The sequence below is a fragment of the Bradyrhizobium sp. LM2.9 genome (assembly GCF_054056555.1).
This window is the reverse complement of the sequence record NZ_JBSRYJ010000002.1, coordinates 2,872,470-2,886,227: the sequence shown is the minus strand read 5'-3', so window position 1 is coordinate 2,886,227 and position 13,758 is coordinate 2,872,470. Positions and strand designations below refer to the sequence as shown.

15 protein-coding genes and 2 pseudogenes are annotated in these 13,758 nt (G+C 64.6%); 9 read left to right on the top strand and 8 right to left on the bottom strand.

Annotated elements, in window-relative coordinates; all coding sequences use genetic code 11:
- Positions 1 to 3 precede the first annotated feature (3 nt).
- From hisI to ACVWW3_RS15590, 3 genes and pseudogenes are all read left to right on the top strand, one after another.
- Complete coding sequence (hisI, locus tag ACVWW3_RS15600) at positions 4 to 426, top strand: phosphoribosyl-AMP cyclohydrolase (protein WP_354046489.1); 423 nt, start codon at positions 4 to 6, stop codon at positions 424 to 426.
- A gap of 87 nt (positions 427 to 513) precedes the next feature.
- Complete coding sequence (locus ACVWW3_RS15595; protein WP_456649428.1) at positions 514 to 1,593, top strand: lytic transglycosylase domain-containing protein; 1,080 nt, start codon at positions 514 to 516, stop codon at positions 1,591 to 1,593.
- Between the two features lie 224 nt (positions 1,594 to 1,817).
- Positions 1,818 to 2,994 (top strand): annotated as a pseudogene (locus tag ACVWW3_RS15590) (DUF2336 domain-containing protein).
- Between the two features lie 139 nt (positions 2,995 to 3,133).
- Here the strand turns inward: ACVWW3_RS15590 and ACVWW3_RS15585 are convergent.
- The 3 genes from ACVWW3_RS15585 to ACVWW3_RS15575 all read right to left on the bottom strand — a co-directional run bounded on the left by ACVWW3_RS15585 (position 3,134) and on the right by ACVWW3_RS15575 (position 5,156).
- Positions 3,134 to 3,712 (bottom strand): Hpt domain-containing protein, encoded by a 579-nt coding sequence (locus tag ACVWW3_RS15585; RefSeq protein ID WP_456649429.1) that lies wholly within the window; start codon positions 3,710 to 3,712, stop codon positions 3,134 to 3,136.
- A 31-nt stretch (positions 3,713 to 3,743) separates the two neighbouring features.
- On the bottom strand, positions 3,744 to 4,289 hold the full coding sequence (locus tag ACVWW3_RS15580) for a response regulator (RefSeq protein WP_247353187.1): 546 nt from the start codon (positions 4,287 to 4,289) through the stop codon (positions 3,744 to 3,746).
- Between the two features lie 87 nt (positions 4,290 to 4,376).
- On the bottom strand, positions 4,377 to 5,156 hold the full coding sequence (locus tag ACVWW3_RS15575) for an NAD kinase (RefSeq protein WP_456649430.1): 780 nt from the start codon (positions 5,154 to 5,156) through the stop codon (positions 4,377 to 4,379).
- Positions 5,157 to 5,409: 253 nt separating this feature from the next.
- Between ACVWW3_RS15575 and ACVWW3_RS15570 the strand changes: the two genes are divergently transcribed.
- Positions 5,410 to 6,978 (top strand): S10 family peptidase, encoded by a 1,569-nt coding sequence (locus tag ACVWW3_RS15570; RefSeq protein WP_456649431.1) that lies wholly within the window; start codon positions 5,410 to 5,412, stop codon positions 6,976 to 6,978.
- On the opposite strand, the gene ACVWW3_RS15565 is transcribed toward ACVWW3_RS15570, so the two are convergent.
- Complete coding sequence (locus ACVWW3_RS15565) at positions 6,965 to 8,353, bottom strand: serine hydrolase domain-containing protein (protein WP_456649432.1); 1,389 nt, start codon at positions 8,351 to 8,353, stop codon at positions 6,965 to 6,967. The genes ACVWW3_RS15570 and ACVWW3_RS15565 overlap by 14 nt on opposite strands.
- A 109-nt stretch (positions 8,354 to 8,462) precedes the next feature.
- Positions 8,463 to 9,006 (bottom strand): annotated as a pseudogene (locus tag ACVWW3_RS15560) (tetratricopeptide repeat protein).
- Positions 9,007 to 9,257: 251 nt separating this feature from the next.
- Between ACVWW3_RS15560 and ACVWW3_RS15555 the strand changes: the two are divergent.
- The 4 genes from ACVWW3_RS15555 (at position 9,258) to ACVWW3_RS15540 (ending at position 11,812) form a co-directional block, all read left to right on the top strand.
- Positions 9,258 to 9,626 (top strand): His-rich protein BRANT, encoded by a 369-nt coding sequence (locus ACVWW3_RS15555; protein WP_247353195.1) that lies wholly within the window; start codon positions 9,258 to 9,260, stop codon positions 9,624 to 9,626.
- A 255-nt stretch (positions 9,627 to 9,881) separates the two neighbouring features.
- Entirely contained in the window at positions 9,882 to 10,316 is a 435-nt protein-coding gene (locus tag ACVWW3_RS15550) for a hypothetical protein (RefSeq protein ID WP_456649434.1), read from the top strand.
- Between the two features lie 287 nt (positions 10,317 to 10,603).
- Positions 10,604 to 11,317 (top strand): outer membrane protein, encoded by a 714-nt coding sequence (locus ACVWW3_RS15545; protein ID WP_456649435.1) that lies wholly within the window; start codon positions 10,604 to 10,606, stop codon positions 11,315 to 11,317.
- 252 nt (positions 11,318 to 11,569) lie between these two features.
- A complete protein-coding gene (locus tag ACVWW3_RS15540; RefSeq protein ID WP_018455389.1) occupies positions 11,570 to 11,812 on the top strand; it encodes a hypothetical protein in 243 nt (80 codons plus the stop codon).
- Positions 11,813 to 11,855: 43 nt separating this feature from the next.
- Here ACVWW3_RS15540 and ACVWW3_RS15535 read toward each other — a convergent pair whose 3' ends face one another.
- A complete protein-coding gene (locus tag ACVWW3_RS15535) occupies positions 11,856 to 12,110 on the bottom strand; it encodes a hypothetical protein (protein ID WP_247353201.1) in 255 nt (84 codons plus the stop codon).
- A 304-nt stretch (positions 12,111 to 12,414) separates the two neighbouring features.
- Complete coding sequence (locus tag ACVWW3_RS15530; RefSeq protein ID WP_456649436.1) at positions 12,415 to 12,792, bottom strand: hypothetical protein; 378 nt, start codon at positions 12,790 to 12,792, stop codon at positions 12,415 to 12,417.
- 101 nt (positions 12,793 to 12,893) lie between these two features.
- Between ACVWW3_RS15530 and ACVWW3_RS15525 the strand changes: the two genes are divergently transcribed.
- Positions 12,894 to 13,058, top strand: coding sequence for a hypothetical protein (locus ACVWW3_RS15525; protein WP_247443351.1), 165 nt, complete (start codon positions 12,894 to 12,896; stop codon positions 13,056 to 13,058).
- Between the two features lie 3 nt (positions 13,059 to 13,061).
- Here the strand turns inward: ACVWW3_RS15525 and ACVWW3_RS15520 are convergent, their stop codons facing one another.
- The gene (locus ACVWW3_RS15520) at positions 13,062 to 13,253 is read right to left on the bottom strand and encodes a hypothetical protein (RefSeq protein ID WP_247443354.1); all 192 of its coding nucleotides are present in this window, start codon (positions 13,251 to 13,253) and stop codon (positions 13,062 to 13,064) included.
- Between the last annotated feature and the right edge of the window lie 505 nt (positions 13,254 to 13,758).

Here is a 13,758-nt window from a genome sequence, read left to right as displayed (position 1 = left end):
GTTGTGTCCGCTCACTCCCATGAGACTGAGGAAGGGCTATCCTTCCAGCCCCTGTTCGACGCCGCTGGCCTCGTGACCGTCGTCGCGACCGACGTCGCGACCGGCGACGTGCTGATGGTCGCGCACATGAACCTCGAAGCGTTGCGCAAGACCATCGCGACCGGCGAAGCCTGGTACTTCAGCCGCTCGCGCAATGCCTTGTGGCGAAAAGGTGAGACGTCGGGTCAGACCCAGCGCGTGGTCGAGATGCGTACCGATTGCGACCAGGACGCGGTCTGGCTCCGTGTCGAGCAGATCGGCGCCGCGTGTCATACCGGCCGACGCTCCTGCTTCTATCGCAAGGTCGAGGCCGAAGACGGCGGTGCCAAGCTCGTCTTCGTCGATGCGGAGCGGCTGTTCGATCCGGACGCGGTCTACAAGAAATAGTCCTGCCGTCATGCGGAGGCGGGCTGGCGGCCGAATTAACCCCGCATTAACCATACCTGTCCCACGGTGAGACGACAGGGCGCCGAATTGCCGGCGTCGCTCAATGCCGCGCGGGGCGGGCCCTCCATCATGTCGGTCGACAATTCCAGTGGCTCGCAGACGGCGGTTCTCGATCCGTCGCGGGCACGCGTCGCCGGTGCGATCAAGCAGGCCTCGAACGTCGCGGGCGTCAGCTTCCAATACATGCTGACCACCGCCAAGATGGAATCGGATTTCGATCCGAGCGCCGGTGCCACCACATCGTCGGCGCATGGGCTCTACCAGTTCATCGACCAGACCTGGCTCGGCACGGTGAAGGAGGCGGGCGCCCAGCTCGGCTATGGCAATTATTCCGACGCCATCACCAGGACCTCGTCGGGCACCTACACCGTCGATGATCCCGCGATGAAGCGATCGATCATGAAGCTGCGCGACGATCCGGAGGCCGCATCCAGCATGGCGGCTGCGCTGACGCAGTCGAACAGCTTCAAGCTTACTGGACTGCTTGGCCGCAGGCCGAGCGACAGCGAACTCTACATGGCCCATTTCATGGGCCTCGGCGGCGCCGCAAAGCTGATCGCCAATGCCGAGGACAATCCGCAAGCCGTTGGCGCGCGGTTGTTTCCCAATGCGGCATCGGCCAACCGCTCGATCTTCTACGCCAAGGACGGCCGCGCCCGCAGCGTCTCCGAGGTCTATTCGGTGCTGGATGCACGCTATGCCGGCGCTGCAAATTCGAAATCGACCCGCAGCGCGATGGCGGCGTATGGCGACACGCCGTCGACCACGCAGGTCGCAAGCGCCAACGGCGTGCAGCCCGTCGCGCCGGTGATCGACAACGCCGCCTATCTCCAGACCTTTCCAAACACACGCGCGATGACGCCGGCGAGCGCCATGGCGCCAACGACGGTCGCGGACAATGCGCCGAGCACGCCAGTGTTTCGATCGCTCTATCAGCCCGGCGATGCAACGCAGCCGGTCTCGACGACCGTGCAGAAATTGTGGGGCAACAATGCCTCGCTCAATTCGGTCGCACCCGCGACCTCGGGCGCATCGGCAACGCCCGACGTTCGGCCGCCGCAGCCGCTTGATCTCTTCAGCGATCGCAGCGGCACGTTCTCGAGCTAATATCTGCACTCGTGTCCCGCACAAGGCGCAACGCGTAAGCGATGCGCCGCAGAGCCGGGACCCATGCCGCACAGACGGCTGTCGAAGCGCTTCGGTTCCATTAACAAAACGTCAATAAAACCAAACGGTTATGGTGAACGCTTTGTTAAGCGTCGTGGTTTATTTTGTGTTGCAGGTGACAAGCCGTCACCGCTTCGTCTTCGTTGCGTTAAGCCGGAAGCAACATGATCGTTCGGCAGTTCATCAATTGGATCAGGACGGCGCCCGCCGGCGAGCGGGCCGAGGCGACACGGGCGTTGGCCCGGGCCTGGCTGATCTCAGACCTTTCCCGTGACGACCGGGTTGCCGCCGAAGGCGCGCTTCTGATGCTGCTCGACGATCCCTCGCCGCTGGTGCGGCAGGCGATGGCCGAGGCGTTTGCACGCAGCACCGAGGCGCCGGCCGCAATCGTGCGGGCGCTGTCGGCGGACCAGCCGACCGTCGCGCTGCCCGTGCTCGAACATTCTCCGTTGCTGATCGACGCCGATCTCGTCGACATCGTCGCGACCGGCAACGACGAAGTGCAGTGCGCGGTCGCCCGCCGCATCGCGCTGCCGGTATCGGTCTGCGCCGCCATCGCCGAAGTCGGCTGCGCGGCGGCAGCGCTCGAGCTGATCGAAAATCCTCATGCCGAGCTTGCGCCATTCTCCTGGGATCGCATCGTCGAACGTCACGGCCATCTTGCCGCGATCCGCGAGGCGATGCTGGTGCTGGAGGATATGCCGTCCGCCACGCGCGCCGCGCTGGTGGCGAAACTCTCCGAGACGCTGGCGCAATTCGTCGTGGCCCGGAACTGGCTGAGTGCCGACCGCGCCGAGCGCATCGCGACCGAGGCGCGTGACCGCTCCACCATGAACATCGCGGCGCGCTCGCGCGGCGAGGACATGCAGGGGCTTGTCCGGCACCTGCGCATCACGGGCCAGCTCACCGCGGGTCTTGTTCTGCGCGCTCTGCTGTCGAGCAATCTCGACTTGTTTCGACGCGGCGCTGGCTGAACTCGCCGATCTGCCGCTGGCGCGCGTGACCGCACTGCTGCACGATCGTGGTGGCAACAGCCTGCACGCGTTGCTCCGCCGCGCCGGGCTTCCCGAGGCGACGTTTGCCGCATTCCAGGTCGCGCTCGATGCCTGCCACGAGCAAGGCTTTGTCGACAGCGACGACAACGCGGCGCGGCTGCGCCGGCGCATGGTCGAGCGCGTGCTCACCCATTGCGAGACCGACCGCGGCGCCACCGAGCCGCTGATGGTCCTGCTGCGCCGCTTCGCCACCGAATCCGCGCGCGAGGAGGCAAGGCTGTTCTGCGACGAGCTGGTCGCGGACGAGGCGGTCGATCCGGGGTACGACGAGCTGATCGCGGCCTGAATCGTAGCTTGTGTCGCCCCGGCGAAGGCCGGGGCCCATACCGCGAGGTCTCGCAATTGAAGCGAGATGGCCGCCGCCTTTTGCAATAATTTCCGCTGGTAGTCATGGGTTCCGGCCTTCGCCGGAACGACGCCTATGGCTACTCCGCCGGCGCGATGCTCGGCGCCAGGATCACCTCGAGATGCTCGGGGCGGTCGCGGTTGATCTGGGCGAGATAGTCGTCGGCGACCCTGCGCAGGCGCCGGCTGAGCTCGGCGGAGACGCTGATGCGGTCGAGCTTGGTGTTCTCGTGCACGATGGCGAGGATGGCGTTGATGTGGTGCGTGAACAGCTCGGCCGGCACCTTTTCGAGATCTGGTGCATGCTCGATGACGCGGCACAGGCTCTCGGCAATTCCCGCCGCCGCCGGATAGCCGAAGGTCGCGGCATCGCCCTTGATGTCGTGCGCGGCGTGAAACAGCTCGTCGCGCCTGTCCTTGGTGAAGCCGTCGTGCCGGATGGCGACATAGGCGGCCGACAGCCGGTTGATCTCGGTCACCATCCAGTCCTTGAACTCGCTGGCGAGGCCCGCGAGCGCCTGTTCGGCCCGGCCGACCGGATCGTCCATGTCCTTCTCTCCGACACGGCGCAGGACCGTCCGCAGCGGGTTGGGCTGCGTGATGATTTGATGCGTGGCGAAGGCCGTGACCTTGATGTCCCTTGCGCGGTTCTTCGCCATGATATCGGCCTCGATCGTGAGAGACGTTGCGCTAGATGGAGGAGCGGGCCTTGTCGAGCAGCGAGGGCTGCTGCAGCACCTCGTGCTTTTCGCCGACGCGGCGCTCGGGTCCCATATAAGCGGAGATGGTGTTGCGGCGCCGGTCGGGGCCGAAATAGGTCTTGGTCTTGATGAAGGGGCGGGGACTGGCGACCACGTTGAGGATGCGCTGGTAGAGTCCCTTCGCCGAGATCGGCTTGGCCAGGAATTCGGTGACGCCGGCATCGCGCGCCACGGTGACGCGGCGTTTCTCGGAATGGCCGGTCAGCATGATGATCGGCGCGTAGGGATTGCCCTTGGATTCCGGCTGCCGGATCATCTGCGCCAGCTCGAGCCCGTCGAAGATCGGCATGGCCCAGTCCGCGATGACGATGTCGGGCACGTAATGGCTGTACATTTCCAGCGCGGTGGCGCCGTCTTCGGCTTCGTAGACCTCGCGCGCGCCGAAGGAATGCAGCAGCGTCCGCAGGATGCGGCGCATGTGCGGATTGTCGTCGCAGATGAGGAAACGCAGCTTGTTGAAATCGATGCGAAACATGGAGCCCGGGCCGAAGCGGTCAACTTTCGTTAACCATATCGCGCCGACGGTTAACGAAGGGTTGCGATCGGCAGTCTGACGAGGCGCTCAGGAGCCGAACTGCTCGCGCAGAATGCGCTCTTCCAGGCTGTGACCGGGGTCAAACAGCATGCGCATCGAGATGGTCCTGTCGGACAGCACCTCGACGCGGCGGACGTCGCGGACCTCGTCATGGTCGGCGACCGCCGCCACGGGGCGCTTGTCGCCCTCCAGCACCTCGATCACGACATAAGCCGTGTTCGGCAGCAGCGCCCCGCGCCAGCGGCGCGGGCGGAAGGCGCTGATCGGCGTCAGCGCCAGCAGCGCAGCGTTGATCGGCAGGATCGGTCCCTGGGCGGACAGATTGTAGGCGGTCGAGCCGGCCGGTGTTGCCACCATGATGCCGTCGGCGATCAGCTCGGTCATGCGTTCACGCTCATCGATCAGGATCCGCAGGCGCGCGGCCTGGTAGGTCTGCCGGAACAGGGCGACCTCGTTGATGGCGTGATGCAGGTGGACGCGGTCGTTGGCGTCGGTCGCGCGCATCAGGAGCGGGTTGATCTCGGATTCCTTCGCCGCCTCGAGACGGGCCCGAAGATCGACCGTCGAGTACTCGTTCATCAGGAAGCCGACGGTGCCGCGGTGCATGCCGTAGATCGGTTTGCCCGAGCGCATGTTCCGATGCAGCGTCTGGAGCATGAGCCCGTCGCCGCCAAGTGCGACCACGACGTCCGCCTCCTCGACGGTGCAATTGCCATAATCCCTGGTCAGCTCGCCGAAGGCCGCTTGCGCCTCGCTGCTCGGGCTGGCGACAAAGGCGATCCGGTCGTATCGCGCTGGCTTGGTCATGGCTTCCGGGGCAGGGCCGCTGGAGAAAGTTCCGCCGGGCTCGTCTATACGACCTGGGCCTCGATTGTCGAGGATGACCGCCCTTCAAAGGAGACCGGCAACTGCCCATCCCGATCTGAGGACAAAATCGGGTCGATTTGCGCCCAACCGGGCCCTCCAGGCACCGCTGGACCCATGATCCCCCAAACCGTCGCAATTCCGCGCTAGCTTTGCGTTCCGCACCGGCGCTCGCAGCCGGGCAGGGAGAACGATCATGGCGACGAATATGCCGGCGCTCCGCCGCGCGACCCTGGTGCTGGCGGTGTCGGCTTTCGCGCTTGCGGGATTTGCGCGTGCGGATGATCCGCCGCAACCGCGCGCCGAGACCGCGGCGCCAGCCGGACAAAAGGGCGGGCGTGGCGGCGGCGCACAAAGCGCGTCTCAGAATTCATCGTCATCCGCCGAGCCGCACCGTCTCCCCTCGGATTCGACCACGAAGCAGACGCTCGATCTTCCCGGCCGTACCCTCAACTTCGCCGCGACCGCTGGTTCGATCCGTGTGTTCGACGGCAAGGGCGAGCCGCTGGCCGACATTGCCTATACATCCTATGAGCTCGACGGCGCCGACCGTGCGACGCGCCCCGTAATGTTCCTGTTCAACGGCGGCCCCGGTGCGTCCTCGGCATGGCTCCAGTTCGGCGCGGCCGGGCCGTGGCGGCTACCGCTCGATGGCGAAGCTCTGTCGCCGTCCGCCTCGCCCGAGGTGAAGCCGAATGCGGAGACCTGGCTCGATTTCACCGATCTCGTCTTCATCGATCCCGTCAGCACCGGCTACAGCCGCTTCATCGCCAGCGGCGAGGATGCGCGCAAGTCGTTCTACTCCGTTGATGGCGACGTCAATGCGATCGCGCTTGTGATCCGCCGCTGGCTGGAGAAGCACGATCGGCTGACTTCGCCGAAATACGTCGCGGGCGAGAGCTATGGCGGCATTCGCGGGCCGAAGGTGGTGCGCCAGTTGCAGCTCCAGCATGGGGTCGGCGTCAGGGGATTGATCCTGGTGTCGCCGCTCCTGGACTTCCGCGAGTTCACCGGCACCAGCCTCCTGCAATATGTCGCGACGCTGCCAAGCTATGTCGCGGTGGCGCGCGAAGCCAAAGGGGCGGTCAAGCGCGCCGATCTCGCCGACGTCGAGGCTTACGCGCGCGGCGACTTTCTGGCCGATCTCGTCAAGGGCGAGGCGGACAAGGAGGCCACCAACCGTCTTGCCGACAAGGTCGCCGAGCTCACCGGTATCGACCAGGCGGTCAGCCGCCGGCTCGCCGGCCGGTTCGATGTCGGGGAATTCCGCCGCGAGTTCGATCGCAAAGGTGGCAAGGTGACGGGCCGCTACGATGCCTCGGTGCGCGGCTTCGATCCCTATCCGGATTCGAGCAGTTCGCGGTTCGGCGACCCCTCAGGCGATGCGCTGCAGGCGCCGCTGACGAGTGCCGCGGTCGACGTCCTGACGCGAAAACTCAACTGGCGGCCGGACGGCTCCTACGAGGTCCTGAACGGTGCCGTCGAGGGCAAATGGGATTTCGGCCGCGGCATCAACCCGCCGCAGTCGGTGTCCGAGCTGCGCCAGATCCTTGCCACGGATGCCAAGCTGAACGTGCTGGTCGCGCACGGCCTATTCGATCTCGCCACGCCCTATTTCGGATCGAAGCGGGTGCTCGACCAGTTGCCGGCCTTCGCGACACAGCGGGTGAAATTCATCGTCTATCCCGGCGGCCACATGTTCTATTCGCGCGACGGCTCGCGGCAGGCGTTGCGGAGCGAGGTCGAGACTCTCATTCGGGAGTAGGCCGTCGCGTGCGCGGCTTGTATCTCCGCGCGATCTCACGCGCCACGACCTTGGCCGGCTTGATGTTGGCGCCCGCAATCCAGACGTCGCTGACCTTGCCGCGCTTGTCGCGGATGCGCCGCACGGGCTCGCCGTGGCTGGAATAGCCGGCGGCCCAGGCAAGCTTGCCGGTGTCTCGGCCGGTGACCTCGATCTCGGCAGCGTCCATGAACGGGTTGTTGAACTGGGGATTGGCGACCAGCACGCGGTTGCCTGCAGGCACGAGGTCGCTCGCGCCCCAGATCGTCCACCAGCGCCCGGTCCAGTCGCGCACGCGCCGGTCGGGTGCGCCGCGCGTTTTAAACACGTGCAGGATCTGCATCGCGCCGTCCATCCAGAACGGCGCCGCGCCGTCGATGGAGTTGCTGAGGATGCTGATCGCGAGCTCGCAAGCGGGGATGGAGCAGGTCCGCGAGATGTAGCCCTGAAAGCCGCCGCCATGGCCGAACCAATCCCAGCCGTCGGTCTTGCCGGCGTTGACGCCGAGGCCGTAGTAACCTTCGAAGCTCTGCGGCACGCGCCAATGGTTTCGCGTCATCTCGCGGCGGCTCGCGACCGATAGCACGCTCTTTTTCGCATTGGGCGCGAGCTGCGCGAAGAAGCGGGCCGTATCGGCGGCGGTCGCGACGAAGCCGGCGGCCGATGCCATGGCGTGCGCGGGATTGTCGCCTGGGATTACACATCGCTCTCCGTACGGCAGCTTGCGGGTGTGACCGCGCGCGAATGCCGCGCTCTTGGGAAGCGGCGCGTCCGGCTCGGTCTCGCGCAGGCCTGCGGCTTCGATGATCTCGCGCTTGATCCAGACCGGGTAGGGCTCGTTCGTCACGGCCTCGATGAGGAGACCGATCAGGCCAAAGCCGTGGTTGGAATATTTGAAGCGCGTGCCCGGTTCGATCGCGGTCGGCAGCTTCAATTCCGCCGCCAGCTCCCTGGCGTTGAGATAGGGACGGTTGTCGATGAACTGGCTGGAATCGGCGCCGTCGCGCGTCAGTCCCGCGCTGTGCGAGAGCACTTGCGCAATTGTTGTTTCGGCGACGCGCGGATGCAGGCCGACGACATATTGGCCAATGGGATCGTCGAGCCGGAGCTTGTGCTGCTCGCGCAGCTTCATGATGCCGGCCGAGGTAAAACTCTTGGAGTGGGAGGCGATGCGAAAGCGGTGGCGCGGGGTGATCTTCTCGCCGCTGTCGAGATTGGCGAGGCCGAACGCGTGCTCGGCGACCACCTCGCCGCGATGGACGAATGCGACCATAACGCCGGGCTGTTGAAACGTCGTTTGTTGGAATTCGATCCAGGAGCCGATGTAGTCGATCGCGGATCGCAGCCACTTGTCCATTGCGCACCAATTTGCGAGGGGAGGATTGGTGCGGAAGGCTATCCGAGAACGCAGAATGGGCACAACCCTGCGGTTGTGCCCATTTGCTTCATTCGAAGATGCGGCGTCTTTAGTAAACGAGGGTCGCGCCGGTCGGCTTGTCGAGCGCCGTGGCAAGCGAGCGATACTCGGAGCTGTCGGTGCCGGCGAGCGAGGCGATCTTGTTCAAGTGATACTGCGCCTGCTCCCGGTTGCCCTGCTCGAGCTGCCAGAAGGCCGTAATACTGCCAGGTGCGGACGTGGTTCGGATCGTCCTTCAGCGCCAGCTCGTAATAGATCTTCGACGATTGGTAGTCGCCGATCTTGCGATAGGAATAGCCGATCAAATTGGCGACGTCGGCGACGTCGTCGCGCTTGAGCGACTTCAGCTGGCCGATCGCACCCGCGTAGTCGTGATTGTCGTAGATCGTGGTGTAAGCGGTACGGTACGCGGCAAGGAATTTCGGATCGCTGACGGAGGAGCTCTTCTTCTTGCCCTTCTTGGTCGAGGTGTCCGACTTCGGCGGCGACGAGGGTTCGTCGCTGCCTGCGGCATAGGCGCTGGTCAGAGCCGGCCCGGCCGCCAACGTCATGGCGACAAGTCCCGGCACAAGAAGCGTTGAGAGTTTGCGCATCTAAGTTCTCCCGTATGAAGCGTGGCGATCCTACACGATTGCCCAGAGACCGGAACACCCGGCGCGCAAAAACATTCCCCGCCGCCCCGGTCTATTCGCCCTGCCGCAGATGACAAACGTGTCATCGAGATGAACGGAAACCTGCAAAGGGCTTCAGACTGGGTTCAGCGCCCGCCGCCTAGGCTCTCACCTATGATCGAAGGGTAGGCGAGAGGGTGCCGCCTCAAGATCCTTCCAAGAGGAGACCAACCATGTTGAAGACCATTTCCGCAGCCTTGCTCGCAGCTTCCGTGATTGCAGCTCCGGCCTTCGCCACCGAAGCCGGAAAGACCACCACGACCACGCCGGTGATCAAGGCGGACCAGAGCCAGACCAAGGTGTCGACCACCGCCGCGAAACCCGACGCCGGCCTCAAGGCGGACGCCAAGGTCTCCGACATCAAGGCGGGCGCCAAGGTGGATACCAAGTCGAAGGCGATGAACGCCAACGCCGCGGTCACGCCCGACCAGCACAAGACCGTGCGCACGCATCGCCACCACCACAAGCATCTGGCGGCGAAGAAGTCTCTGAAGACGCAGCCGGACGTGACCAAGCCGGCGACAATGGACAAGCGCAGCTAACGACTGATCCGGCGCGGCGACGTCGTAGCATTGCCCAGTCGCCGCGTGAGGAATTCAGGCCGGCCCGTCGATTCGGCGCCTGCGCGAAAGCGCAGCCGTCGGCGGCGGGCCGGTGCGCTATCCGCAAGGCTCTTGGCGGCAAGGTTTGTGGCGGCAAGGCTTGTGGCGGCAGGACGTGCGAGCAGGACCGAATTCCCTTCGCGCAATCTTGAGGCTAGAACAGCTTCTGGTCTGATTGAACGGAGAGCGTGAGCGGTGGGGCAATTGGCGAAACGAGCGGTACGCCTGGCATTGATCCTGGCATTGCCGTTGGCGCTGGCGGCATGTTTCGGCAGCGACGGTGACCGTCCAACCCTGATGGACAGGACCCAGGCCGGCGGGCCGCAGCCGTTTCCCGACAATTTCCGCAGCGATACGCTGGCCTTGATGCGCAGCTATCTGAACAACCCGGTGGGCGTGCGCGACGCCAGCATGGCCGAGCCGTTGCAGCGCGAGGTCGGCGGCCGCCAGTTCTATGTCAGCTGCCTGCACTTCACCCCACGCGAAACCGACGGCACCTACAAGGCCATGCGGGAACGCGCCGTCATTTTCGTCAACGGCCGGGGGGACCGCGTCGTCGATCGCGCCAGCGAGCTGTGCGCGGGCGCGGTTTACGTACCCTTTCCGGAACTGGAAAAGATGACGCGGTAGCGCAAAGCCCGCCTTCATCGGCTGGTGGTAGGACAGAGGCCGCCGGAGCTGCCGGATCACATTTCGGCGAGCTTTGAACGGGGTGGTTTCGCCTTGCGACAAATTGTTACGCAGACCTTTGCGCAGGCTGGGAAAACAGCCGGTACAAGGCTACGTGATGGAACAAAGTCGCGTTGTTGCTGCTCTGTCACAGTTGCGAACGATCAACGTTCCGGCATCGCCGCGAAGCAACCCAATTCACGCCACGTTGTTTCCTGAGTGTCGTTAATGAAAGAACGGGGATGATCATGAAAACGATTTTGCTGGGCGCAGTCGCTCTACTTGCGCTGGCCGCGCCGGCCGCAGCAGCGGATATGCAGGCGCGCACCTACACCAAGGCTCCGGCCTATACGCCGCCGCAGGTGATCTACAACTGGACCGGTTTCTACATCGGCGGCCATGTCGGGGGCGCCTTTGCCGGCGACAGCAGCTTCCAGTCGAGCGACGCGCGCTTCCTGGGCGGCGTGCAGGGCGGCTTCGACTACCAGTTCGCGCCCAACTGGGTCGTAGGTATCGAGGCCCAGTATTCCTGGCTGCCGACCAACAATAACGGTGTCACGTTCCCGCTGGGCTCGCAGGTGACGTCCAATACCGACCAGATCGGTTCGGTGACTGGCCGCATCGGCTACACCTGGGGTCCGGCGCTGCTCTATGCCAAGGGCGGTTACGCCTGGCGCAATGGCGGTCTCGGCGTCAACGTCGCCGGCGTGCCGCAGACATTCACCACCACGGGCAACAGCAAGGACGGTTATACCGTCGGCGCCGGCCTCGAATACATGTTCGCGCCGAACTGGTCGGCCAAGGCCGAGTACCAGTACTACAACTTTGGCAGCACGACCTTCACCTCCACCTCCGGTCCGTCCGACATCATCGGCGTCCGGGGCCGGGACGACGAGCATACCGTCAAGGTCGGCGTGAACTACCGCTTCGGTTGGGGCGGTCCGGCAGCCTCGCGCTACTGACGCGCGACCAACGACCACGATCTGACAAAGGCCGGCTCCCGCCGGCCTTTCGTTTGCCGGGCCCTCGTGGGCCAGCCTTTTGTTTGCATTGCATCAACCATCTGGCGCGTCATTTGCAGGCGAACATTCCAGCGTGCGCCTTCTCACACGCGTCATGGAGCTCGAGTAAAGCAAAAATAATTTTTGCCGCTTACGGAACTCACGCGCCGGAACGCGTTATATGACAATTACCGGGTTGGTGGGACGACGGACATGCGTATCTTGGTGTCGGCAGTGGTGCTCTCGTGCTTCGTCAGTTTGCCGTGCGCTGCCCAAACAATCCTCAAATCCGAGCCTCTGATGCTGGCACCCTATGAGGTGGCCTTCGTCAAGGACGCCTCGTGCTCCTCCGGCAAGGTGCTGAAGGTCACCGGCGCGATCCGTGGGCTGCATCGCCGGAAGGCCTGCGTGGCCCTGGCGGGCGAGCAGGCCTCGCTTGCAACCGCGACGCCCTGAGACTTTCCCCCGGCTCTGACTTTCTCAGGTGTCCAGTCGGATTCTACGAATTCAGCTCGAGCTCCAACCTGGACTGGCGATCGGCCTCGGCCTTGTTCCTGGCGGGGTCCTCGCCCTGTGCGGCCTGGCACGGCTTGATCTCGTAATCGTTGTCGAGCACCCGGCGCGGGCCGAGGCGATCGTCGTCGGCACTGACATCCACGACGAGGCCACTCCGCTGCGCGAGCTTCCAGATATCGGACTCATCAGGGTAGGCCTTGCTGATCTGGGCATCGTTGCAGAACAGGGCGTAAGGCATTCTTCCCGCTCCCGGAAACCGCGATAACGATTTTGCGGGGGAGGGGTTCCCGTCGGCCGGTTGATCACATAGCCGTGATGTGCGGCGCCGGACCCTGAGTCCTTAACGAGTCCTGAATCCTGAAAAAAAGAATCCCTGGGACTCGTTTGGCGGAATCAGCGGATGTTTTCGGCCATGACGAGTGACCTGAAAACCTCCTGCGGGCACATGCTGCTGCCCCTGACGCTGGCGCTGTTCGGCGCCTGTGCGGCCAATCTCTGGCTGGTGTGGTCCTGGCTGTAGGCTCGCGACAGGAGGTCCGGCTTTACTTTTCAGCCGCTGGACGGGGAGAGACGTCGCAGATGGCGGCGCGCAGTTTGGTCAGGGTGGCCGTGCAATATTCCTCGCGCTCGCGCTCGAACCGCTCCTGATGCTTGCGGAAATTGGCGATGCGGGTCTGCATCTCGGCTCGGACGTCGTAGCGCGCCGCCCGCGGCGTCAAGACAGGTGAGGGCTGCGCCGGCGAAGCGGGCCGAAGCGGTTCGATCTCGACGACGGTCTCGAGAGGGATGATCTCCACCGACGCGGCCGCTGCCGCCATCGGGATCGCCGGTGGATGGAGGTCATCCGTTTTGCCGGTTACCGATTGGACGAAGGCCATTGTCTGCGCGATTAGCGCGTCGCGTTCCCTGATCCACTTCATGGTGCACCTTTGTTGGGGCTATTCCAGCAAAGCTGGCCAGCCGAATCAAGAAGGTGTTTGTTGGGGATTGCATATTTTTCCCGCCCGCCTGACAGTGGGGAATGGATGCCAAAACGGACCATTCGGACGAAGCGGACGGCTTGAGGCTCGTTCGCGCGTTCCTGTCGCTGCCGCCCGACAGGCGGGCGGAAGTGATCGCGTTTGTGGAAGAATTGGCGCGGGCCCAAAGCCGGCCCGAGGAGGGCACGGAGGTCTCGCCGGGGTGAGCGCTATCGCTCCCGCGGATTGACGTTGGGCTCGAACGGCGCCCCGACCACCCGAACGGGTGTCGGCGCGGTTACGTCGATAGCAGCCCTTTCGGCCATCTGCTGTGCCGGAGCCGGCCCCAGTGTCAGCTCGAACAGCGCAACTGTGCCAGCCACGACGCCACAGCACAGCGTGACTATCGACAGCAGAAACATGTTTCGGTTTTCTTCTCGGATCCGCATGGGCCGACAACGGCTGAGGCGAGCAACCGGTTCCGCGCCGGCCCTGTCGGGATCATCGCAGCCATCCCAATTTTCTGCCAACGCTTAATCCCTAGCGTCGGGCATTGGAACCGCGGGACATGGAAGGTCGCGCTGATCGTGGCCGTGATGGGCAGCGTGCTTGCCGCCGTCGCCGCGTTCGGGACGCGCGAACTTTCGGCGACCGTCGCCGGCTTCGCCGAACTCTCCGCTGCGCAATCTTCCGCGCTCAACCTGACGGGGGCCCAGCGCCGCGCCGAGACCTATCATGCGGCGCTCTACGCGGTCTTCACTGAGGCTACGGAGGCGGGCAATGCCAATCGCCTCAAGACCGCGATCCAGAACCGCGATGAAATCACTCAATTCCTGGAGGCGGCGGAGCAGGACGATCCGGCGCGCGCGGGCCAGATCAGGAGCATCGGCGACCAGTTGAAGGCCGTGTTCGCCGGCTGCGATCCGG